Source organism: Mycobacterium sp. 1274761.0 (genome assembly GCF_001668615.1).
Taxonomy (GTDB): domain Bacteria; phylum Actinomycetota; class Actinomycetes; order Mycobacteriales; family Mycobacteriaceae; genus Mycobacterium.
In genome coordinates this window covers 1-19,935 of record NZ_LZMC01000112.1, presented here as the reverse complement: position 1 = coordinate 19,935, position 19,935 = coordinate 1, and the positions used below count along the sequence as shown (strand labels likewise).

Here is a 19,935-nt window from a genome sequence, read left to right as displayed (position 1 = left end):
CAGAACTGCGGGCACCGGGCGTGATCAGGCGTCGTCGAGCAGGTCCGGGGTGACGGCCGATTCGGTGTCGGGGATGCCCTCTTGTTTCGCCTTGCGGTCAGCCATCGACAGCAGCCGCCGAATACGGCCTGCGACAGCATCTTTCGTCATCGGCGGGTCAGCCAGCCGGCCGAGCTCCTCCAGCGACGCCTGCCGGTGTTCGACGCGCAGCTTGCCCGCGGCGGACAGATGGTCGGGGACACTGTCGCCGAGGATCTCCAGCGCCCGCTCCACCCGCGCGGCGGCGGCCACCGCGGCCCGTGCGGATCTGCGGAGGTTCGCGTCGTCGAAGTTGGCCAGCCGGTTGGCCGTCGCCCGCACCTCGCGGCGCATGCGCCGCTCTTCCCATGTCAACCGAGTGTCCTGGGCGCCCATCCGCGTCAGCAACGCCCCGATCGCCTCCCCGTCGCGTACCACGACGCGGTCAGCGCCGCGCACCTCGCGTGCCTTGGCGCTGACGCCCAACCGGCGGGCCGCACCGACCAGTGCCAGCGCCGCCTCCGGTCCGGGGCAGCTGACCTCCAGAGCCGATGACCTACCGGGTTCGGTCAGGGAACCGTGCGCGAGGAACGCGCCGCGCCAGGCCGCCTCGGCGTCGGCCACACTGCCGCCGACGACCTGTGCGGGCAGGCCCCGCACCGGGCGGCCTCGCAGATCGAGCAGACCGGTTTGACGCGCCAGCGCCTCACCATCATTGGCGACCCGCACCACATAGCGGGTGCTCTTGCGAATTCCGCTGGCGGACAAGACGTGAACGACGGCGTTGTACCCGTACAGGTCGAAGATGTCCTTACGTAGCCGACGCGCGATGATGCCCAGGTCCACCTCGGCCTCGACCACGACGCGGCCCGACACGATGTGCAGACCGCCCGCGAACCGGAGCAAGGAGGCCACCTCGGCACGGCGCGCGCTGACCGAATTGACGACCAGCCGGCTCAGTTCGTCCTTGACCTCGGCTGTCATTGCCACGGGTCGTCGCCTCTCGGTCCGTTCACTGTCCGGGCAGGTGCAGGAGTCGTCGGCTGTTGTCGGATTCCATCCGGTTGCGTTCCGCGCAAGCGCACCCCCTCCAACGCCGCGGCCAACCTCGCCGGGTCATGTAAAGGTGTACCAGGTCTAGACACCTCAGCAAACCAAACTGAGGCCCCCAATATCGTCGCCGTCCGACTGAGCTGCTCCCGCTCCCGCTCACTGGGCACCCGAGACGCGTCGACGATGATCTCGTTGACCGTGAACCCCGGCGCGTGCTGAGACAACACGTGGATGTGCCGCTCGACGGAGAACCCCGCAGTCTCGCCTGGCTCCGCCACGAGGTTCAGCACCAGGGCGCGGCGGGCGGAGGTGGCTTGCAGCGCCGCCGCCAGCTCCGGCACCAGAACGTGTGGGATCACGCTGGTAAACCACGAACCAGGACCGAGCACCACGAGGTCAGCGTTCATGATCGCGTCGACCGCCTGACGGGTCGCGGGCGGATCGCCGGGCAGCAGCCGAACCCTGCGCACCTTGCCCGGTGTGGTGGCGATCGCCACCTGGCCGCGGATCACCCGGCTCATCCGAGGATCCGATTCGAGCCCCGCCACGTCGGCCTCAATCTGCAGCGCGATCGGACACATCGGCAGCACCCGGCCCTTCACCCCGAGGATTCGGCCCAGTTCGTCGAGCGCCGCAACGGGATCGGCGAGTACCTCGTTGAGGCCCGCCATCAACAGATTGCCGATGGGATGGCCGGCCAGCGCGCCGCTGCCGCCGAACCGGTGCTGAAGGATCGTCGCCCACAGTCGGCCGTGCGGACTGTCCGAAGCCAAGGCCGCCAACGCCATTCGCAGATCACCGGGTGGCACCACATCGAGCTCGCTGCGCAGCCGGCCTGACGAGCCGCCGTCGTCGGCGACGGTCACGACGGCGGTGACGTGCGGTGTGAGCCTGCGCGCCGCGGACAGCGTGGCGTAGAGCCCGTGACCGCCGCCCAAGGCAACGATGCGGGAGCTCATTTGTCCTCCTCGCGTGCGGAGAAGCTCACTTGTCCTCCTCCCGTGCGGAGAAGCTCACTTGTCCTCCTCGCGTGCGGAGAAGCTCATCTGTCCTCCTCGCGTGCGGGAAAACCTCATTCGCGGCCCAGATCCCGGTGCAGTACCCGCACCGCGAGTTGGTCACCGCCCTGCAGTCGTCCCGCCAGCGCCTCGGCCATCGCAACGCTGCGGTGTTTGCCGCCGGTACAGCCGATGGCAACGGTCATGTAGCGCTTCCCTTCCCGGCGATACCCCTCGATGACGAGGTCCAGCAGACGATGGTAGGTGTCCAGGAACTCCCCGGCGCCCGGCTGACCCAGCACGTATTGCCGGACGGCGGGATGCTGCCCGGTATGCGGCCGCAGCTCGTCTACCCAGTGCGGGTTCGGTAGAAAACGGACGTCCATCACCGTGTCGGCGTCCATCGGCAACCCGTATTTGTAGCCGAAGGACTCGACCGTGACGCTGGTGTAGGCGACCGTTTCGCCCCCGAACGCGTTCTCGATGCTTTCCCGCAACGCGGGGACGGACAGCGTCGAGGTATCGATGATCAGGTCTGCGGTCGCGCGCACCGGCGCCAGCATGGCGCGCTCGGCGGCGATGCCCTCGGCGAGTGTCTGGTTGCCCTGCAGTGGGTGGCTGCGCCGGTTCTGTTCATAGCGTCGCACGAGAATGTCGTCCGAGGCTTCCAGGAACAACACTCGCGGCGTGATGTCGCGGGTCGCCAAATCCTTACGCACCCAATCCAAGTCACCGGTGAAGCCGCGGGACCGCACATCCATCACCACAGCCAGCTGCGTGATTCGCGAACCGGCCGCCAGACCGAAGTCGACCATCCGCGCGATCAGCTCGGGCGGCAGATTGTCGGCGACATACCAGCCGAGATCCTCGAGCACCTTGGCCGCCGTGCCGCGACCGGCACCCGACAGCCCGGTGACCAGCACGACGTCGATGCCGGATTGCGCGCCGGGACGGCGGGGCGCGCCCTGCCCCCGCAAATCCTCGCCTGTACCCTGATCCGTCATCCCGATGCCCTTGTCTGATCATCGCTGATCGCCGGGGCGGGCGCTGACGATTCGCCCGCGACGCCCAGCGCCTCGAGCACGGCCTTCGCCGTCGTGACGCCAATGCCCGGCACCGATATGATCTCCTCCACGCTGGCCTGCTTCAGCCGGGCGACCGAGCCGAAATGGGTGACCAGCGCCTTACGCCGGTGCTCCCCCAACCCCGGGATCGAGTCCAGCGCCGAGGCGGTCATCCGCTTGGACCGCTTGCTGCGGTGGTAGTTGATCGCAAACCGGTGGGCTTCGTCACGAACCCGCTGCAACAGGAACAGGCCTTCGCTGTTGCGCGGCATGATCACCGGGTCCGGTTCCGACGGCACCCAGACCTCCTCGAGCCGCTTGGCAAGCCCGATGACGGCCACATCGGTGACGCCGAGATCGTCGAGCACCGCCGCCGCGGCGTTCACCTGCGGGGCCCCGCCGTCGACGACATAGAGGTTCGGCGGATAGGCAAATTTGCGTGACTTCCCTTCCGCGGTAAACACATTGGTGTTCTGCAGATCCGACACGTGCCGCGCGAACCGACGGCGCGTCACCTCGGCGATCGACGCTACGTCGTCTGAGCGCCCGTCGCCCGCCGCCTCGCGAATGGCGTAGTGGCGGTAATCCGACTTGCGCGGCAACCCGTCCTCGAACACGACGAGCGACGCCACCACATCGGTGCCCTGCACATGGCTGATGTCGACGCATTCGATGCGAAGCGGTGCGTCGGCAAGCCCGAGCGCTTCCTGAACACTCTGCAGGGCAGCAGATCTCGCGGTGAAGTCACCGGCCCGCTTGAGTTTGTGCTGCGCCAGGGCGTCCTGCGCGTTGCGTTTGACCGTTTCGGCCAGCGCCCGCTTGTCGCCGCGCATCGGCACCCGCAACGCGACCCGCGATCCACGCAGGCCGCACAGCCACGTCTCGAGTTCCTCGGCGTTGGGCGGCAGCACCGGAACCAGGATCTGGCGTGGCACCGGGTTGGTCGCCTCGTCGGCCGCGCCGTCCAGCTCCGCCTGGTCGCCGTAGAACTGGGTGAGGAACTGCTCGACCAGATGGCCCTGACCGGAACCCTGCGGGTCGCCCGGCTTTTCGACGATCCAGCCGCGCTGGCCTCGCACCCGCCCACCGCGAACGTGGAACACCTGCACAGCGGCCTCGAGTTCGTCGTCGGCGAAGGCGACCACGTCGGCGTCGGTGCCGTCGCCGAAGACCACCGTCTGTTTCTCCAGCGCCCGTTTCAGCGCACCGATGTTGTCCCGGAGCCGCGCCGCCCGCTCGAAGTCGAGCTGCTCGGCGGCCTCGTTCATCTCGCGTTCCATGTCGCGGGCCAACCGGTCGGTCTTGCCGGCCAGGAAGTCGCAGAAGTCGCTCACGATCTTGCGGTGCTCGTCGGCCGACACCCGCCCGATGCACGGTGCCGAGCACTTGTCGATGTATCCCAGCAGGCACGGCCGGTCGATCTGCCTGTGCCGCTTGAAGACTCCCGCCGAACACGTCCTGGCCGGGAACACCCGGGTCAGCAGGTCCAGCGTCTCGCGGATCGCCCACGCATGTGAATACGGTCCGAAATAGCGGACGCCCTTGCGCCGCGGCCCGCGGTACACCATCAACCGGGGATATTCCTCGTTGAGCGTCACCGCCAGCACCGGATAAGACTTGTCGTCGCGGTAGCGGATGTTGAACCGCGGATCGAACTCCTTGATCCAGTTGTATTCCAGCTGCAGCGCCTCGACCTCGGTGCTGACCACCGTCCACTCGACGCTGCCTGCGGCCATCACCATCTGCCTGGTCCGCGGCGCCAAGCCCGAGATATCGGCGAAGTAGGAGTTCAGCCTGCTGCGCAGGCTCTTGGCCTTCCCGACGTAAATGACCCGGCCGTGGGGATCGCGGAACCGGTAGACGCCAGGTTCGACCGGAATCGACCCGGGCGCCGGCCGGTACGTCGCGGGATCGGGCACGGCTCCCAGGTTACTGCCGCAGTGAGACGCCGATGTTCTACCGTCGGGTGGTGCGGACTCCGTCATTGCGTACGCTGACGGCCCCGCTGGCGGGGGTCGTCATGATGCTGGCCGGATGCGGTGCGCCCGACGTACCGCCGCGCCCGGCGTCCGGTCCGTGCGCAATCGTGGAGAATGGCACACCCGCTCCGAACCCAACCGGCTACCGCAGGGACATGACCGCGGTGCATACGTCGCGCTACGCCGTCGCCACCGCCAACCCGCTGGCCACCCGCGAAGCCTGCGAAGTGCTGCGGGACGGCGGGACCGCGGCGGACGCGGTGGTCACCGCCCAGGCGGTGCTGGGGCTGGTGGAACCGCAGTCCTCCGGCATCGGCGGAGGCGGATTCCTGCTGTACTACGACGCCAAGGCCAATTCGGTGCAGGCCTACGACGGCCGCGAAACCGCGCCCGCGGCCGCAGATGAGAACTACCTGCGGTGGATCTCCGACGCCGACCGCACCGAGCCCAAACCCGATACCCGCGCCTCCGGCCGCTCGATCGGCGTGCCCGGCATCGTGCGACTGCTGACGGACGTCCATCACCAGCACGGCAAGACGCCGTGGCGCAACCTTTTCACCCCCGCGATGACCCTCGCCGACGACGGTTTCGACATCAGTCCGCGGCTGGCCGCCGCCGTCGCGAACTCCGCGCCACAGCTGAAGCTCGACCCGCTCGCCGCGGCCTATTTCCTCACCCCGGACGGCAGCCCCAAAGCCGCGGGTACCACACTGACCAACCCCGCCTATTCAAAGACGTTGAGCGTCATTGCATCCGACCCGGAATCGTTCTACAGCGGCGACATCGCCAAGGCCATTGTCGCCGCCGCGGCCGACACGTCGGGCGACCGCACACCCAGCCGGCTGACGGCCTCCGACCTCGCCGGCTACTCCGCCAAACAACGTCAACCGCTGTGCACCGCCTACCGCGACAGGGAGATCTGCGGCATGCCGCCGCCCTCGTCAGGCGGCATCGCGGTCGCGGCCACTCTGGGCGTCCTCGAGCACTTCCCGATGAGCGACCACAAGCCCACCGAGATTGACCTCAACGGCGGCAAGCCGTCGGTCATGGGCGTGCACCTGGTCGCCGAAGCCGAACGCCTGGCGTATGCCGACCGCGACGCCTACGTTGCCGACACCGATTTCGTGCCGCTGCCGGGCGGCTCCCCGGACACGCTGCTCAACAGCGACTACCTCGCCCAGCGCGCCGCTTCGATCTCCGGGCAGCACACGATGGGCACTGCCAAGCCGGGCGCGTTCGGGCCGCCGCCGTCGACCCAGCCGCCCGTGCCGGAACACGGCACCAGCCACATCAGCGTCGTCGACTCCCAGGGCAATGCCGCGTCACTGACCACGACTGTCGAGTCAGCGTTCGGTTCGTTCCACATGGTCGACGGCTTCATTCTGAACAACCAGTTGACCGACTTCTCCGCCGAGCCCGCCGGACCCGACGGGCCAGTGGCCAACCGCGTGCAGCCGGGTAAGCGGCCGCGCAGCACAATGGCGCCGACGCTGATATTCGAACGCTCCGGCACGGGACGCGGCCCGCTGGTCGCGACGCTCGGCTCTCCCGGCGGCGGCGTGATCATCCAGTTCGTCGTGAAAACTATTGTGGGACTTGTCGATTGGGGCATCGATCCGCAGCAAGCCGTCGGCATGGTGGACTTCGGGGCGGCCAACTCGCCGAAGACCAACGTCGGCGGCGAGCATCCCGACATCAAGGGCGACCATGACCCGCTGGTGCAAGGCCTGCGCGACCTCGGCCACCAGGTCGACCTCGCCGAGCAGTCCAGTGGACTGTCGGCGCTCGTGCGGGACGCACGCGGGTGGACGGGCGGGGCCGACCCGCGCCGGGAGGGCTTCGTCACCGGGGATGTCATGGACGCCCCTCGGTGATCATGCGTGTCACCCGGTTGACGGAATCGGACTGGCGGATGTTCGCCGGCGTTCGGCTGCGTGCGCTGGCGGACTCCCTCGGCGAGGACGACCCGCAGTACCGGCAGGAATCGACCTTCACCGCCGCCCAGTGGCGTCGGCGGTTACGCGACCACGCGCAGTTCGCGGGCCTGATGAACGAGCGGGCCGTCGGCTTGATCGGCGCGCAGCAGGAAAACGCCGAAACGGTCTACCTGTATTCGCTGTGGCTGGATCCGGTCGCCCGCGGCCACGGGCTGGCACGACCGCTCGTCGCCGCGGCGGTGGACTGGGCGCGCGACCGGCACGTGCGTGTCGTGACGCTGCGGGTGGCGATCGACAACGCCGTCGCCCGCAGCGTGTACGAAGGCCTGGGCTTCACTCCGGTGGCGGGAGAACGTCTCAACGGCCTCGACGAAGTCGCGATGTCGCTCAGCGTGCGGTGAGATCCGGCCGGTAGTGGTCGACGAGCACACGCACCTTGTCCATCGCGTCGACGGCGCGGTCCTTGTCGATGGCCTGGATCGCCATCACCGGCACGTACTCGTCGTCGGGCAGATCGACCCTGGCCCAGCGTGCGCCGACGGGAAACGTCACGCCGGCGACGTCAGACCACGGAATCACTCGGTAGCCGAACAAGTTTCGCACCGCCACACCCGCCGCGCCAATACGCAGTCGCGGTCGGGCGAATAACGTCACACAACCGGCGATGACGACGCCTAGCAACGCGATGGCGACCTGATCGGCAGTCTGGAAGACCACTCCGGTCGATGAAATCTTCAGCAGCGCACCGACAGTGACGTGGGCGGCCAGGATCAGCGCCGCCGCACCGTAGGCGAAATACGGTGTCAGATGAGGGCGTACTTCCAAGTCCCAGTCACTGCTCATGACCGCGCGCGCAGATCGCGCAGCGTCAACGCGGTCGACAGAGCGGCGGCGGCGGCCTGCGCACCCTTGTCCTCGGTGGAGTCGGGCAGCCCGGCACGGGCGAGCGCCTGCTCTTCGGTGTTGGTGGTCAGTACCCCGTTGGCAACGGGCGTGGAGGTATCCAGCGACACGCGGGTCAGTCCCTGGGTGACGGCGTCGCACACGTAATCGAAATGCGGTGTCTCGCCGCGGATCACCACGCCGAGCGCGACGACGGCGTCGTGGTCGACGGCCAATGCCTGTGCGACAACCGGGATCTCGATGGCACCAAGCACGCGGACCACCGTCGGGTTGTCGACGCCCGCCTCAGCGGCCGCCTTGCGGGCACCGTCGAGCAGCGCGTTGCAGATGGTCTCGTGCCAGGTGCTGGCCACGATCGCCAACGACACGTCGGAGGCATCGAGCCGGGGCAGCTGGGGCACGCCGGCCGCAGGGCTCATAAGACTCCGCCGAATTCGCCGGGCAGCACCTCGTCGTAGTCCTCGAGGCCCACCAGGTCGTGGCCCATCCGGTCGCGCTTGGTCATCAGATAGCGGATGTTCTCCGCATTGGCCCGCACCGGCAGCGGTACGCGTTCGATGATGTGCAAGCCGTAGCCGTCCAGCCCCACCCGCTTGGCGGGGTTGTTGGTGAGCAGCCGCATCGACCGCACCCCGAGGTCCACCAGTATCTGGGCGCCGATGCCGTAGTCGCGGGCGTCGGCGGGCAGCCCGAGCTTGAGGTTGGCGTCGACGGTATCGTCGCCCGCGTCCTGCAGCTGATAGGCCTGCAGCTTGTGCATCAGTCCGATACCGCGGCCCTCGTGGCCGCGCATGTAGAGCACCACGCCGCGGCCCTCGCGGGCCACCATCGCCAGCGCGGCGTCGAGCTGCGGGCCGCAGTCGCAGCGGCGGGATCCGAACACGTCGCCGGTCAGGCATTCGGAGTGCACGCGAACGAGCACGTCGTGGCCGTCGCCGTGCGGCCCTGCGATATCGCCGCGGACCAGCGCGACGTGCTCGACTTCTTCGTAGATGCTGGTGTAGCCGACCGCGCGGAACTCGCCGTATCTCGTCGGGATCCGCGCCTCGGCGACGCGCTCGATGTGCTTCTCGTGCTTGCGACGCCACTCGATGAGGTCGGCGATCGAGATCAGCGCGAGGTTGTGCTCGTCGGCGAAAACACGCAGTTCGTCGGTCTGCGCCATCGCGCCCTCGTCCTTCTGGCTGACGATCTCGCAGATCGCGCCCGCGGGCTGCAGGCCGGCCATCCTGGCCAGGTCGACGGCCGCCTCGGTGTGGCCGGGTCGGCGCAACACGCCGCCGTCCTTGGCGCGCAACGGAACGACATGGCCGGGGCGGGTGAAGTCGTCGGCGACGCTGGCCGGGTTGGCCAGCAGCCGCATCGTTGTGGCGCGATCCGACGCCGAAATACCCGTTCCCACACCCTCTTTGGCGTCGACGGTGACGGTGTAGGCGGTGCCGTGCTTGTCCTGGTTCACCGCATACATGGGCAGCAGTCCGAGCTTGTCGCAGACTGCGCCGTCGAGCGGCACGCACAGATAACCGGAGGTGTAGCGGACCATGAAAGCGACGAGTTCGGGGGTCGCCTTCTCGGCAGCGAAGATGAGGTCGCCCTCGTTCTCGCGGTCCTCGTCGTCGATGACGACGACGGCCTTACCCGCCGCGATGTCGGCAACCGCCCGTTCGACGGAGTCCAACCTCGTCATTCCTGCCACCCTTGCCGGTTCCGGTTCGGAACCATCGTCGCCGTTATCCAGTATGAACCACGGCGAGGTGGCGATGATTTCTCGCCCGGCTCAGCAGGGCTCGCCGGGAGGCGTGTAGTACGGCACGCCCTCGACCGTGTAGCACGGCACCTCGCCCGGGACGTACGGAGTGTCGGCCGACGCAATGGCCGCTCCGGTGGCCACGTCGCCGGCGACGTCGGTGCATCCGCCCACCGAAACGTGGCGTCCACCCGCGCCCGCGCAGATGTCGGCCTGTGCCACGGGTGCAACTGCTATCGGGACGGCTAACGGAGCTACCGCCGCTGCCCCCGCCGTCAAAAGCGCTGCTGCCAGCTTCTTCATTGAAAGCATCCTTCTGTTGGACCCCGCCCGCAGCAATTATCACGCGGGCCAATTATCGAAGGAGGCGAATTCGCCGATTACACCAGAGCGGCGATGAAAGCCAAAAGAGCCAGAACGATGACAATCAGGCCAACCATGACGAGGAACGCCCCCATAGCGGTCAACTTGTCCTTCCGGCCGGCTTCCTCGTCGGTCATTCCGCGGATCGACGTCCTCATCCGGGTGAACAAGTCTTTCCAGGAGATCCGCGTCAGACCGCGCCTGGTGGCCACCGGCTCGCGACCCACATCGTCGGGGACGGTGCCAACGCCATTTCCGTACAGGACCAGGCCCAGCCCGACCAGCACGACGGCCAGAACCAGCAGCACCACCGCGAATGTGATCATTTGACGCACTTTCCCTCGACGCGGTTATTGCGCGATGTGTGCCCGCTGCGATGAACGGCGAAACGAATTATCGCGCCAGCAGCCGCTCGACGTATTTGGCGATGACGTCGACCTCGAGGTTGACCGGGGTCCCCACCGACGCCCGTCCCAGCGTCGTCAACTGCAGCGTCGTCGGGATCAGCGACACCTCGAACCAGTCGTGCCCAAGCCCCGAGACGGTCAGCGAAACGCCGTCAACGGTGATCGACCCTTTCTCGACGACGTAGCGCGACAATGCTGTCGGCAGTGCGATCCGCACCACCTCCCAGTGCTCGGAAGGCGTGCGCGCAATCACGTATCCGGTGCCGTCGACATGGCCCTGCACAATGTGGCCGCCCAGCCTGCTGTTCACTGCGGCAGCGCGTTCGAGATTTACCAGGCTGCCGACGCCGACGCCGGCGAGGCTCGAGCGGTCCAACGTCTCCTTCATTACGTCGGCGCTGAACGCCCCGCCTGCCTGCACGTCCACCACCGTCAGACAGACACCGTTGACGGCGATGGAGTCGCCGTGGCGGGCGTCGGCGGTGACGACAGGTCCGCGGATGACGAACCGGGCCGCGTCCGCGAAGTCTTTCTTGTCGAGGACTTCGCCAAGCTCTTCGACGATTCCGGTGAACACGCCAATCAGGGTACGCAGCGCCACCCTCTACGATGCACTTATGCAGACGCGCCCAAAAAACGCAGTCCGATCTCTTTGGCCCATCCTCACCGCACTTTTCGCAGCAGTAGTTCTTATCGCCGGTTGTTCGTCGTCGGACAAGTCGAGCGAATCACTGCCCGACGCCGCCACGTTGCTCAAGGAGTCCAACGCCACGACGCGCGCGCTCAAGAGCGTTCACCTGGATTTGGCGGTCGGTGGAAACTTCGGAAACTTCCCGATCAAAACCCTCAGCGGCGACCTCACGCAGACCCCCGCCGTGGCTGCTGCAGGAACCGCCAAACTGACGTTCCAGGGCTCTGATGTGGATGCCAAGTTTGTCGTGATCGACGCGCAGCTGTATGTCGCTCTGTCCGGTGACAGCTTCATCGACATGGGCCCGGCCGCCGACGTGTACGACATCTCGGCAATCCTGAACCCCGACAAGGGGCTCGCCAACGTACTCGCCCACTTCAGCAATCCGAAGTCGGAGAGCACCGAAACCATCAACGGCGTCGAGACCGTGAAGGTCACGGGTCAGGTCACCGCCGATGCGGTGAACAGCATCGCGCCTTCCCTCGAGGCGAAGCAGCCGGCGCCGGGCACCGCCTGGATCGAGAAGGACGGCAACCACAAGCTCGTCCAAATCAAGCTGGAGCCATCGCCCGGTAACACCCTTCAGATGACACTGTCGAATTGGGACAAGCCGGTAACCGTCACCAAGCCCGCCGTTTGATGACCACCGCCGAACCCGTGGGTTCCAACCGCAGCCGCAGGATCGCCATCAGCGCAGGTGCGCTGGCGGTGTTGCTGGGCGCGCTCGACACGTATGTCGTCGTCACGATCATCCGCGACATCATGGCCGACGTCGGCATCGCGATTAACCAGATCCAGCGGGTGACACCGATCGTCACCGGCTACCTGCTCGGCTACATCGCCGCGATGCCACTGCTCGGTCGTGCGTCGGACCGGTTCGGTCGCAAAATGCTGCTGCAGGTGAGCCTCGCCGGGTTCGCCGTTGGTTCGGTGATCACCGCGCTCTCGACCGAACTTCCGATGCTGGTCATCGGCCGCGTCATTCAGGGCGCCGCAAGTGGCGCCCTGCTGCCGGTGACGCTGGCGCTCGCCGCCGACCTGTGGGCGGCCCGCAACCGAGCCGGTGTCCTCGGCGGTATCGGCGCCGCTCAGGAGCTCGGCAGCGTCCTCGGACCGATGTACGGCATCGCGCTGGTGTGGCTCTTCCATCACTGGCAATCCGTGTTCTGGGTCAACGTGCCATTGGCTGTGATCGCAATGGTGATGGTCCACTTCAGCCTGCCCAAGCGGATGAAGAGTGAACACCCGGAGAAGGTCGACGTCACGGGCGGCGCGCTGCTGGCGGTCACCCTCGGGCTGATTGTCGTCGGCATGTACAACCCCGCACCCGACGGGAAACATGTGCTGCCGCCCAACGGGGTGCCGCTGCTGATCGCCGCGGTGGTGGCCGCGGTGGCGTTCTTTGCATGGGAGCGGTTCGCCAAGACCCGGCTGATCAACCCGACGGGCGTGTATTTCCGGCCGTTCCTCGCCGCGCTCGGCGCATCCCTGACCGCGGGCGCTGCGCTGATGGTGACGCTGGTCAACGTCGAGCTGTTCGGGCAGGGCGTCCTGGGTCAAGACCAGAACGAGGCGGCGTTCCTGCTGCTCCGTTTCCTGATCGCATTGCCCATCGGCGCCCTGCTCGGCGGCTGGATCGCCACCAGGGTCGGCGACCGTGCGGTGGCCTGCGTCGGCCTGCTGATCGCCGCCGGAGGCTACTGGCTGATCGCGAAGTGGCCCGTGGATCTGCTGTCGGCCCGCCACGACCTCGGATTCGTCAAGCTGCCCCTGCTCGACACCGATCTCGCGATTGCCGGATTGGGCCTGGGCCTGGTGATCGGCCCACTTACGTCGGCGACCTTGCGGGTGGTGCCGGCGGTTCAGCACGGCATCGCGTCCGCGGCGGTGGTGGTGGCCCGAATGATCGGCATGCTGGTGGGCATCGCGGCGCTCAGCGCGTGGGGGTTGTACCGGTTCAACCAATTCCTGGCGGAGCGACTCGCGGCGTTACCCAAACCAGACAGCGAGAATCCGCTCGCGCGGGCCGCTGCGGCGGCTGCGCGGTTTAGGACAGCAAGTGTCGAGGCCTTCGCCATGCAGTACAGCGAGATGTTCACCATCACCGCAATCGTCTGCGTCGTCGGTGCAGTGCTGGGACTGTTCATCAGCGGGCGTGGTGAGCACGCCGATGAACCGGCCGGCGTCGAGTCCGAGCCGGTCGGCACCCAGGCCGCACGGAACATCGACGCTCCGAGCTAGCGCGTCAGCAGCGCTCGACGCCGGGCCGGATCAGAACCGGCTTAGCGGCGACCTCGCCGACAAGGTCGGACGCAGTCTCGATGTGGGCCCCACGCAATGCGCAGATGGCTGCCCACACGGGGCGGCGTGGGTCGAATGAGCGAATGTTGAGCCAGTCCTGCATTGCAGTCACGCTCGTGTTCCTTTGTCTCGTGCTCACCAGCCGCGCAACTCGTCGGTGAAAGCGCGATGTAGCAGGCTCAATGCCTGAACTCGAGGCCAGTCTAGCGGCCTGTACCGACGAATCCGCGGCTACGACAGCCGGTGATCGACAGTAGTTTCCGTCACACCATGACAACTCATCCTGATTGCGTCCCCATTCCCGTGGGTATGCGGCCGACGAGGCGAAAACGGATGGAAGAGGCTGCCATGACAACGAAACTGGACGGCAAACGCATCGCATTTCTGGTCGCGACCGAGGGCACCGAGCAGGTCGAGCTGACCGAGCCGTGGAAAGCGGTGGAGAACGCGGGCGGTACCCCGGAACTACTGTCGACAGAGGTCGGCAAGGTCCAGGCGTTCAACCATCTGACAGCGGCCGACACGTTCGAGGCGGACAAGGCCGTCGACTCCGTCGACGCATCCGACTACGACGGCCTGGTCCTGCCCGGCGGCGTCGCCAACCCCGACTTCCTGCGTCAGAACGACTCGGCGGTGCAGTTCGTCAAGAGTTTCTTCGACTCCGGGCGCCCTGTGGCGGCCATCTGCCACGCCCCGTGGACGCTGATCGAGGCCGACGTCGTGCGCGGCCGGATGATCACCTCGTGGCCGAGCGTGCGTACCGATCTGGTGAACGCGGGGGCAAACTGGGTCGATGAAGAAGTGGTCGTGTGCTCACGCGGCCCGAACACGCTGGTGTCCAGCCGCAAGCCCGATGATCTGCCGGCGTTCTGCAACACGCTGGTCGGCGCCTTTGCTGAAGGTCGTTGAGCCTGCCGAACGCTGCCACTGCCGAGTCGGCCCGCTATGGAGCAGGCCTGGGTAACGTCACCTATATGCTGCTCGCGGCGCTGCGCGACATGCAATGGCGAAAACGGCGTTTCGTCATCGCGATCCTGTCGACCGCGATCATCTTCGCGATGACGCTCGTGCTCACCGGCCTGGCGAATGGGTTCCGCGCCGAGGCGCAGCGCACCGTCGACTCCCTCGGCGTCGACGTGTTTCTGGTCAAGGACGGCGCGTCGGGTCCGTTCGTCGGGGCGACGCCGTTCGCGCCCGTCGACCTGCGCAGGATCGCCTCGCTACCCGGTGTCGAAGCGGCCGCGCCCCTGGTCTACGCGGGCGGGACGGTGACGTTGGGCGATTCCACGCGCAATGCCGATTTGTTCGGCGCGCCGCAAGGCGGCCCGGGCATGCCCCCGATCTCGGAAGGACGGGCGCCGACCAACCCCAATGAGGTTGCGGTGTCGAGCACGCTCGGACGCAACACGGGCGAGGACATCCAGATCGCATCGCGGCGGCTGCGCATCGTCGGCCTCGTGGAGAACTCGACGGCGCTGGCCAACCTGCCCAACATCTTCTTGACCACCGAGGGCGCACAACAGCTGGTGTACGGCGGGCAACCGTTGGTCGCGTCGATCGGCATCCGCGGCACGCTGAGTCAGCCGCCGCCGGGATATCAGGCCATTGACCGCGACGGCGCGGTCGCCGACCTGCTGCGCCCGCTGAAGGTCGCGGTCAACTCCATCACGATCGTGGCGGTGCTGCTGTGGGTCGTCGCCGCGCTGATCGTCGGGTCGATCATCTATCTGTCGGCACTGGAAAGGTTACGAGACTTTGCCGTGTACAAGGCAATTGGCGTGTCGACGGGTGCGGTCGCGGCCGGGCTGGCTCTGCAGGCAATCGTGGTGGCGCTTTCGGCCGTCGTCGTCGGCGTCGTGCTGTCCGCTCTGCTCGGTCCGATCTTTCCGATGCAGGTCATCGTTCCTCGCTATGCATACGCCATGCTGCCGGTGATCGCGGTCGTGTTCGGCCTGATCGCCAGCGGCACCGGTTTGCATCGCGCGGTGTCGGTCGATCCGGCGATAGCCTTCGGAGGTCCGTGAGCCATGGGCGATCTCAGTATTCAGAACCTGTGCGTCGAGTACTCCAGCGGCGGCTATGCGATCCGTCCGCTGGATGGCTTCAACCTAGACGTGGCAGCGGGTTCGCTAGCAATCCTCTTGGGCCCCAGCGGTTGCGGGAAGACCACGCTGCTGTCGTGTCTCGGCGGCATTCTGCGACCCAACTCCGGCGCCATCAAGTTCGGCGACGTCGACGTCACGACGTTGGACAGCAAGGCGCTGACGAAGTACCGGCGCGAGACGGTGGGCATCGTGTTCCAGGCATTCAACTTGGTGCCGAGCCTCACCGCGGTGGAGAACGTGATGGTGCCGCTGCGTGCGGCAGGCGTTCCGCGGCGGGCAGCCCGGGAGAAGGCTATGGCGCTGCTGGAACGCGTCGGGCTTGCCGACCGCGCCACCCATAAGCCGGGCGATCTCAGTGGCGGCCAGCAACAGCGCGTCGCGGTGGCCCGTGCCATCGCGCTCGACCCGCCGCTGATCCTCGCCGACGAGCCTACCGCGCATCTGGACTTCATCCAGGTCGAGGAGGTGCTGCGGCTGATCCGCGAACTGGCCTCCGGCGACCGCATGGTGGTCGTCGCCACACACGACAGCCGAATACTGCCGCTGGCCGACCGCGTCGTAAAAATGGTGCCGGACTTCGCCGGCAAGCCGGACCGTCCGCCCTCGACGACGAACCTCGCCGCCGGTGAGGTGCTGTTCGAGGAAGGCACCATGGGCGACTGCATATACGTGGTGGCCGAAGGCGAGGTGGAGATCGTGCGCGAATTAGTCGGCGGCGGTGAGGAATTGGTTTGGGTCGCCGAGCCGGGCGACTATTTCGGCGAGCTCGGGCCGCTGTTCCACATCCCGCGGTCGGCAACCGCTCGGGCGCGCACCGACGCAGCGGTCGTCGGCTATACCGTGGCGGCATTCCGGGAACGCCTCGGAACCAGCGGAATTCGCGACGTGATCGAACGCCGCCCGCTCGACATGGCTACTGAGGAACCAGACTGAGCAGCAGATCGGGCCCGATCGGCTCGATGCCGTCGAAGCGCCAGCGCTGCGCGTGGGCGATGGACAGCACGCCGACGTCATCGACGGCGGTTATAGGTCCCCCCAACAGGATTGGCGCGACATAGGCCAGGATCCGATCGATGACACCGGCCCGCAGGAACGCTCCGGCCAATGTCGGGCCGCCCTCCAGCAGGACATCCGTACGGTCCGCCAGTGCCCGCATCACCTCGTGCGGGTCCCGGGTGCGGATCACCATGGTGCGGGTGTCGTCGTTGAGAACGTTTGCATCGGAGGAGATTTCGCGCTCCCCCACCACGACGCGCAGCGGCTGCCGGTCGGCGAGGCTGCCATCGGGGAGGCGCGCCGTCAGCTTGGGATCGTCGACGAACACCGTCCCGGTGCCGACGACGATCGCGTCGCAGGCGGCGCGGCGGCGGTGCACGTCGGCGCGGGCGGCGTCGCTGGTGATCCACTGGCTGGTGCCGTCGGCGGCCGCGCTGCGGCCGTCGATGCTGGTCGCGAATTTCCACGTGACGTGCGGAACCCCGGTGCGCTGCTTGTGCAACCATTCCCGCAACGGCCCGCCGGCGACCTCGTCGGCCAGCACACCGCCCTGCACAGTGACACCCGATTCGGTGAGCCGGGCCGCTCCCCCGGCCGCGACCGCGTTGGGATCGTTGACGGCGTAGACGACCGTTGAAATGCCCGCAGCGACAAGGGCATCCACACACGGTGGCGTGCGGCCGTAATGGTTGCAGGGCTCCAGCGTGACGACGGCGGTGCCGCCCGCCGCGCGCTCACCCGCCTGCCGCAGCGCCACGATCTCGGCGTGCGCGCCTCCGGTGGGCTCGGTCGCGCCGACGCCTGCGACTTCGAAGTCGCGATCCAAGATGACTGCGCCTACAGGCGGATTGGGATAGGTACCGCCCTTGACCGACTCGGCCTGTTCGACAGCCAGCCGCATCGCGGCGTCGGAACTCATAACCGCAGATGGTGTGACGCGGTGGCCGCCTGTTTGCGCAGCGCCTCCACGGCGGCGGCTGGATCGTCGGCGCTGTACACCGCCGACCCCGCGACGAAGCAGTCCACGCCCGCCTCGGCGGCATCCTCGATCGTCTCGGCGTTGATGCCGCCGTCGATTTCGACGAGGATAGTCAGCTCACCGGCGTCGACCAGCCTGCGGGCGGTGGCGACCTTCGGCAGCACCTCCGGAATGAACTTCTGACCGCCGAAGCCCGGCTCGACGGACATGATCAGCAGCGTGTCGAACTCGGGCAGGATCTCCAGATACGGCTCCAGCGGAGTGCCCGGCTTGACGGACAGCCCCGCCTTGGCGCCCGCGGCGCGGATGTCGCGGGCCACCCCGACCGGGTTGTCGGTGGCCTCGGCGTGGAAGGTGACGTTGTAGGCGCCGGCCTCGGCGTATGGCGGCGCCCACTTGTCTGGGTTCTCGATCATCAGATGGCAGTCCATCGGGATGTCGGTGGTCGGCAGCAGCGCCTCCACCACGGGAAGCCCGATGGTCAGGTTCGGCACGAAGTGGTTGTCCATCACGTCGACGTGCACCCAGTCGGCGCCGCGTACTGCCGCCACCTCGTCGGCGAGCCGGGCGAAGTCGGCGGCGAGGATCGACGGCGCGATGAGGGGTCGTGACATGGGGTTCACCCTACTTTGAGGGAGGCAGCGAACATCGCATCGGTGCCGTGCCGATGCGGCCAGAGCTGCACGTAAGGGCCGTCGCCGAGGTCGTCAACGCCCGCGAACAACGGGCGCGTGTCCTGCGCCGTCACCGGCTGGCGGCGCAGCGCGTCGGCGACCACACCGACCGTCTCGGACAGGTGGGGCGAACACGTCGCGTACAGCACGACACCGCCGGGGCGGGTCAACGCGATCGCCGCGGCGAGCAGCTCCCGCTGCAGCCGGGCGAGCGCAGGCACGTCGCCGGGCTGGCGGCGCCAGCGCGCCTCGGGCCGCCGCCGCAGCGCGCCAAGACCCGTACACGGCGCATCGACCAGCACGCGATCGAATCCCGGGTCCAGCCCGGACTCGCGGCCGTCGACCCGCACTACCTCGACGGGCAGCCCTCTGGTGTTCTCGACGACCATGTCGGCGCGACGCTGGTTCGGCTCCACCGCGGTGACGCGGGCGCCACGGCCGGACGCGATCGCGGCCAGCAGGGCCGTCTTGCCGCCGGGCCCCGAACACAGATCGAGCCAGCGGCCGCCGTCGTCGTCGACCGGGGCAAGCGTGACCGCCCTGGCCACCAGCTGGCTGCCCTCGTCCTGAACCAGCGCCGCGCCGCTGCGGACGGCATCCAACTGCCCGGGGTCACCGCCGGTGAGGTACACCGCATACGGCGAATAGCGGCCGACGGTTCCGCCTGCGGCAGCGGCCAGCTCGTCGGCTGTGAGCACGCCGGGCCGGGCCGCGAGGTGCACGGCCGGCCGGTCGTCGTCGGCTTCGAGCAGCGCCTTCAGCTCGCCAGCCCGGCCGCCGAGTGCGTCGGCGAACGCCTGCGCGATCCACCGCGGGTGAGCGTGCACGAACCCCAGATGGCCGACGGGGTCGGCGTGGGAGGACGGGGCCAGCTCGTCGATCCACGACTGCGGCTCGCGGCCGGCGATGGTGCGCAGCACGCCATTGACGAAACCCGCGCGGGCCGAGTCGAATTCGATTCCCGCCTGTTCAACGGTTGTCGACACCGCGGCGTGTGCGTCCACCCGCGTGCGAAGCAACTGATACGTGCCGAGCCGAAGAAGGTCGAGCAGCACGGGGTTGATGCGGTCCGTCGGGCGGCCCGCAGCACGGGCGATAACCGCGTCGAGCAGGCCGCGGGTGCGACACGCGCCATAGGCCAGCTCGGTGGCGAACGCGGCGTCGCGGCCGGTGATTCCGCGTTCGGTCAGCAGCGCGGGCAGCACGAGGTTGGCGTAGGCGTCACGTTCGGTGACGGCGCGCAGGACGTCGAACGCGGCGCGACGCGCCGGGTCGAGCGGCTTGCGACGCGGGCGCCGCGGTTTGTGCGGCCGGGTCATGTCGCGGTCGCGGAGTCGTCGAGACGGGCGCCGCGCGCCCACGCGGCCGCATCCATCGGCTTCTTACCCGGCGGCTGGACGGTGCCGAGGCGCACCGGCTGCGACGCCGTCCCAATCCGCACCTCGCTCTTGTCGGCCCGAATCGTTCCCGGCGCAAGCGGATCCGAGGTGTCGATGGCCACGGGCCCCAGCTTGATGCGTAGATCACCGATGACGGTCCACGCGCCCGGATTCGGGGTGACGGCACGGATCCGCCTCTCTACGACGTTGGCGGGCAGGTCCCAGCGGACCCGAGCGTCTTCGACGGTGACCTTCGGTGCGACGGTGACGCCGTCGGCAGGTTGTGGCACCGGTGTCAGTGTCCCGTCGGCGATGCCGTCCATCGTCGTCTCCAGCAGCGC

General features: G+C 67.8%; 22 protein-coding genes. 7 read left to right on the top strand and 15 right to left on the bottom strand.

Going from position 1 to position 19,935, the window contains the following annotated elements; genetic code table 11:
* Positions 1–24 precede the first annotated feature (24 nt).
* The 4 genes from whiA to uvrC form a co-directional block, all read right to left on the bottom strand.
* On the bottom strand, positions 25–1,002 hold the full coding sequence (whiA, locus tag A5651_RS23895) for a DNA-binding protein WhiA (RefSeq protein ID WP_066987092.1): 978 nt from the start codon (positions 1,000–1,002) through the stop codon (positions 25–27).
* Complete coding sequence (yvcK, locus tag A5651_RS23890; protein WP_066987089.1) at positions 999–2,030, bottom strand: uridine diphosphate-N-acetylglucosamine-binding protein YvcK; 1,032 nt, start codon at positions 2,028–2,030, stop codon at positions 999–1,001. The genes whiA and yvcK overlap by 4 nt, the downstream gene beginning before the upstream one ends.
* A gap of 113 nt (positions 2,031–2,143) precedes the next feature.
* Complete coding sequence (rapZ, locus tag A5651_RS23885) at positions 2,144–3,073, bottom strand: RNase adapter RapZ (RefSeq protein WP_066987086.1); 930 nt, start codon at positions 3,071–3,073, stop codon at positions 2,144–2,146.
* Positions 3,070–5,052, bottom strand: coding sequence for an excinuclease ABC subunit UvrC (gene uvrC, locus A5651_RS23880; protein WP_066987082.1), 1,983 nt, complete (start codon positions 5,050–5,052; stop codon positions 3,070–3,072). Before uvrC ends, rapZ begins: the two co-directional genes overlap by 4 nt.
* 32 nt (positions 5,053–5,084) lie before the next feature.
* Here uvrC and A5651_RS23875 point away from each other — a divergent pair, with 32 nt between their 5' ends.
* Both A5651_RS23875 and A5651_RS23870 read left to right on the top strand, forming a co-directional pair.
* A complete protein-coding gene (locus tag A5651_RS23875) occupies positions 5,085–6,986 on the top strand; it encodes a gamma-glutamyltransferase family protein (RefSeq protein WP_082943945.1) in 1,902 nt (633 codons plus the stop codon).
* 2 nt (positions 6,987–6,988) lie between these two features.
* On the top strand, positions 6,989–7,450 hold the full coding sequence (locus tag A5651_RS23870) for a GNAT family N-acetyltransferase (protein ID WP_066987287.1): 462 nt from the start codon (positions 6,989–6,991) through the stop codon (positions 7,448–7,450).
* Here the strand turns inward: A5651_RS23870 and A5651_RS23865 are convergent.
* The 6 genes from A5651_RS23865 to A5651_RS23840 all read right to left on the bottom strand — a co-directional run bounded on the left by A5651_RS23865 (position 7,437) and on the right by A5651_RS23840 (position 11,046).
* Positions 7,437–7,892 carry a PH domain-containing protein gene (locus A5651_RS23865; RefSeq protein WP_066987079.1) on the bottom strand — a complete coding sequence of 152 codons (456 nt, stop codon included), beginning with the start codon at positions 7,890–7,892 and terminating at the stop codon, positions 7,437–7,439. The two genes, A5651_RS23870 and A5651_RS23865, sit on opposite strands and share 14 nt — an antisense overlap.
* On the bottom strand, positions 7,889–8,371 hold the full coding sequence (gene ribH / locus A5651_RS23860) for a 6,7-dimethyl-8-ribityllumazine synthase (RefSeq protein WP_066987077.1): 483 nt from the start codon (positions 8,369–8,371) through the stop codon (positions 7,889–7,891). Before ribH ends, A5651_RS23865 begins: the two co-directional genes overlap by 4 nt.
* Positions 8,368–9,639, bottom strand: coding sequence for a bifunctional 3,4-dihydroxy-2-butanone-4-phosphate synthase/GTP cyclohydrolase II (locus A5651_RS23855; protein WP_066987074.1), 1,272 nt, complete (start codon positions 9,637–9,639; stop codon positions 8,368–8,370). Before A5651_RS23855 ends, ribH begins: the two co-directional genes overlap by 4 nt.
* Before the next feature lie 90 nt (positions 9,640–9,729).
* Positions 9,730–10,002: a hypothetical protein gene (locus A5651_RS23850; RefSeq protein ID WP_066987071.1), complete on the bottom strand. Its 273-nt coding sequence runs from the start codon at positions 10,000–10,002 to the stop codon at positions 9,730–9,732.
* A 77-nt stretch (positions 10,003–10,079) separates the two neighbouring features.
* On the bottom strand, positions 10,080–10,388 hold the full coding sequence (locus A5651_RS23845) for a hypothetical protein (protein ID WP_066987068.1): 309 nt from the start codon (positions 10,386–10,388) through the stop codon (positions 10,080–10,082).
* 67 nt (positions 10,389–10,455) lie between these two features.
* The gene (locus A5651_RS23840; RefSeq protein WP_066987281.1) at positions 10,456–11,046 is read right to left on the bottom strand and encodes a riboflavin synthase; all 591 of its coding nucleotides are present in this window, start codon (positions 11,044–11,046) and stop codon (positions 10,456–10,458) included.
* A 40-nt stretch (positions 11,047–11,086) separates the two neighbouring features.
* Here A5651_RS23840 and A5651_RS23835 point away from each other — a divergent pair, with 40 nt between their 5' ends.
* Both A5651_RS23835 and A5651_RS23830 read left to right on the top strand, forming a co-directional pair.
* Positions 11,087–11,800: an LppX_LprAFG lipoprotein gene (locus A5651_RS23835; protein WP_066987065.1), complete on the top strand. Its 714-nt coding sequence runs from the start codon at positions 11,087–11,089 to the stop codon at positions 11,798–11,800.
* Complete coding sequence (locus A5651_RS23830; RefSeq protein WP_066987062.1) at positions 11,800–13,401, top strand: MFS transporter; 1,602 nt, start codon at positions 11,800–11,802, stop codon at positions 13,399–13,401. The genes A5651_RS23835 and A5651_RS23830 overlap by 1 nt, the downstream gene beginning before the upstream one ends.
* A 4-nt stretch (positions 13,402–13,405) precedes the next feature.
* Here the strand turns inward: A5651_RS23830 and A5651_RS25585 are convergent, their stop codons facing one another.
* Positions 13,406–13,573, bottom strand: a complete 168-nt coding sequence (locus tag A5651_RS25585; RefSeq protein ID WP_156663144.1) for a hypothetical protein — start codon at positions 13,571–13,573, stop codon at positions 13,406–13,408.
* A 236-nt stretch (positions 13,574–13,809) separates the two neighbouring features.
* On the opposite strand from A5651_RS25585, the gene A5651_RS23825 reads away from it, so the two are divergent.
* The 3 genes from A5651_RS23825 (at position 13,810) to A5651_RS23815 (ending at position 16,499) form a co-directional block, all read left to right on the top strand.
* Positions 13,810–14,370: a type 1 glutamine amidotransferase domain-containing protein gene (locus A5651_RS23825; RefSeq protein WP_197496745.1), complete on the top strand. Its 561-nt coding sequence runs from the start codon at positions 13,810–13,812 to the stop codon at positions 14,368–14,370.
* A 65-nt stretch (positions 14,371–14,435) separates the two neighbouring features.
* Positions 14,436–15,485 carry an ABC transporter permease gene (locus A5651_RS23820; protein ID WP_066987059.1) on the top strand — a complete coding sequence of 350 codons (1,050 nt, stop codon included), beginning with the start codon at positions 14,436–14,438 and terminating at the stop codon, positions 15,483–15,485.
* Positions 15,486–15,488: 3 nt separating this feature from the next.
* Positions 15,489–16,499: an ATP-binding cassette domain-containing protein gene (locus A5651_RS23815; RefSeq protein WP_066987056.1), complete on the top strand. Its 1,011-nt coding sequence runs from the start codon at positions 15,489–15,491 to the stop codon at positions 16,497–16,499.
* On the opposite strand, the gene ribD is transcribed toward A5651_RS23815, so the two are convergent.
* The 4 genes from ribD to A5651_RS23795 form a co-directional block, all read right to left on the bottom strand.
* A complete protein-coding gene (gene ribD, locus A5651_RS23810; RefSeq protein ID WP_066987053.1) occupies positions 16,480–17,481 on the bottom strand; it encodes a bifunctional diaminohydroxyphosphoribosylaminopyrimidine deaminase/5-amino-6-(5-phosphoribosylamino)uracil reductase RibD in 1,002 nt (333 codons plus the stop codon). The two genes, A5651_RS23815 and ribD, sit on opposite strands and share 20 nt — an antisense overlap.
* The gene (rpe, locus tag A5651_RS23805; RefSeq protein ID WP_066987276.1) at positions 17,478–18,155 is read right to left on the bottom strand and encodes a ribulose-phosphate 3-epimerase; all 678 of its coding nucleotides are present in this window, start codon (positions 18,153–18,155) and stop codon (positions 17,478–17,480) included. The genes ribD and rpe overlap by 4 nt, the downstream gene beginning before the upstream one ends.
* A gap of 5 nt (positions 18,156–18,160) precedes the next feature.
* Positions 18,161–19,534, bottom strand: coding sequence for an RsmB/NOP family class I SAM-dependent RNA methyltransferase (locus A5651_RS23800; RefSeq protein WP_066987050.1), 1,374 nt, complete (start codon positions 19,532–19,534; stop codon positions 18,161–18,163).
* Positions 19,531–19,935: methionyl-tRNA formyltransferase (locus tag A5651_RS23795; protein ID WP_369803998.1), on the bottom strand; the 405-nt coding region annotated here is incomplete at its 5' end. The genes A5651_RS23795 and A5651_RS23800, both read right to left, overlap by 4 nt.

Excerpts from the sequence above, each read along its gene's own strand:
- whiA (WP_066987092.1), bottom strand. The coding sequence starts at position 1,002 with ATGACAGCCGAGGTCAAGGACGAACTGAGCCGGCTGGTCGTCAATTCG.
- yvcK (WP_066987089.1), bottom strand. The coding sequence starts at position 2,030 with ATGAGCTCCCGCATCGTTGCCTTGGGCGGCGGTCACGGGCTCTACGCC.
- rapZ (WP_066987086.1), bottom strand. The coding sequence starts at position 3,073 with ATGACGGATCAGGGTACAGGCGAGGATTTGCGGGGGCAGGGCGCGCCC.
- A5651_RS23875 (WP_082943945.1), top strand. The coding sequence starts at position 5,085 with ATGTTCTACCGTCGGGTGGTGCGGACTCCGTCATTGCGTACGCTGACG.
- A5651_RS23870 (WP_066987287.1), top strand. The coding sequence starts at position 6,989 with ATGCGTGTCACCCGGTTGACGGAATCGGACTGGCGGATGTTCGCCGGC.
- A5651_RS23865 (WP_066987079.1), bottom strand. The coding sequence starts at position 7,892 with ATGAGCAGTGACTGGGACTTGGAAGTACGCCCTCATCTGACACCGTAT.
- ribH (WP_066987077.1), bottom strand. The coding sequence starts at position 8,371 with ATGAGCCCTGCGGCCGGCGTGCCCCAGCTGCCCCGGCTCGATGCCTCC.
- A5651_RS23855 (WP_066987074.1), bottom strand. The coding sequence starts at position 9,639 with ATGACGAGGTTGGACTCCGTCGAACGGGCGGTTGCCGACATCGCGGCG.
- A5651_RS23850 (WP_066987071.1), bottom strand. The coding sequence starts at position 10,002 with ATGAAGAAGCTGGCAGCAGCGCTTTTGACGGCGGGGGCAGCGGCGGTA.
- A5651_RS23845 (WP_066987068.1), bottom strand. The coding sequence starts at position 10,388 with ATGATCACATTCGCGGTGGTGCTGCTGGTTCTGGCCGTCGTGCTGGTC.
- A5651_RS23835 (WP_066987065.1), top strand. The coding sequence starts at position 11,087 with ATGCAGACGCGCCCAAAAAACGCAGTCCGATCTCTTTGGCCCATCCTC.
- A5651_RS23830 (WP_066987062.1), top strand. The coding sequence starts at position 11,800 with ATGACCACCGCCGAACCCGTGGGTTCCAACCGCAGCCGCAGGATCGCC.
- A5651_RS23825 (WP_197496745.1), top strand. The coding sequence starts at position 13,810 with ATGACAACGAAACTGGACGGCAAACGCATCGCATTTCTGGTCGCGACC.
- A5651_RS23820 (WP_066987059.1), top strand. The coding sequence starts at position 14,436 with ATGCTGCTCGCGGCGCTGCGCGACATGCAATGGCGAAAACGGCGTTTC.
- A5651_RS23815 (WP_066987056.1), top strand. The coding sequence starts at position 15,489 with ATGGGCGATCTCAGTATTCAGAACCTGTGCGTCGAGTACTCCAGCGGC.
- ribD (WP_066987053.1), bottom strand. The coding sequence starts at position 17,481 with ATGAGTTCCGACGCCGCGATGCGGCTGGCTGTCGAACAGGCCGAGTCG.
- rpe (WP_066987276.1), bottom strand. The coding sequence starts at position 18,155 with ATGTCACGACCCCTCATCGCGCCGTCGATCCTCGCCGCCGACTTCGCC.
- A5651_RS23800 (WP_066987050.1), bottom strand. The coding sequence starts at position 19,534 with ATGACCCGGCCGCACAAACCGCGGCGCCCGCGTCGCAAGCCGCTCGAC.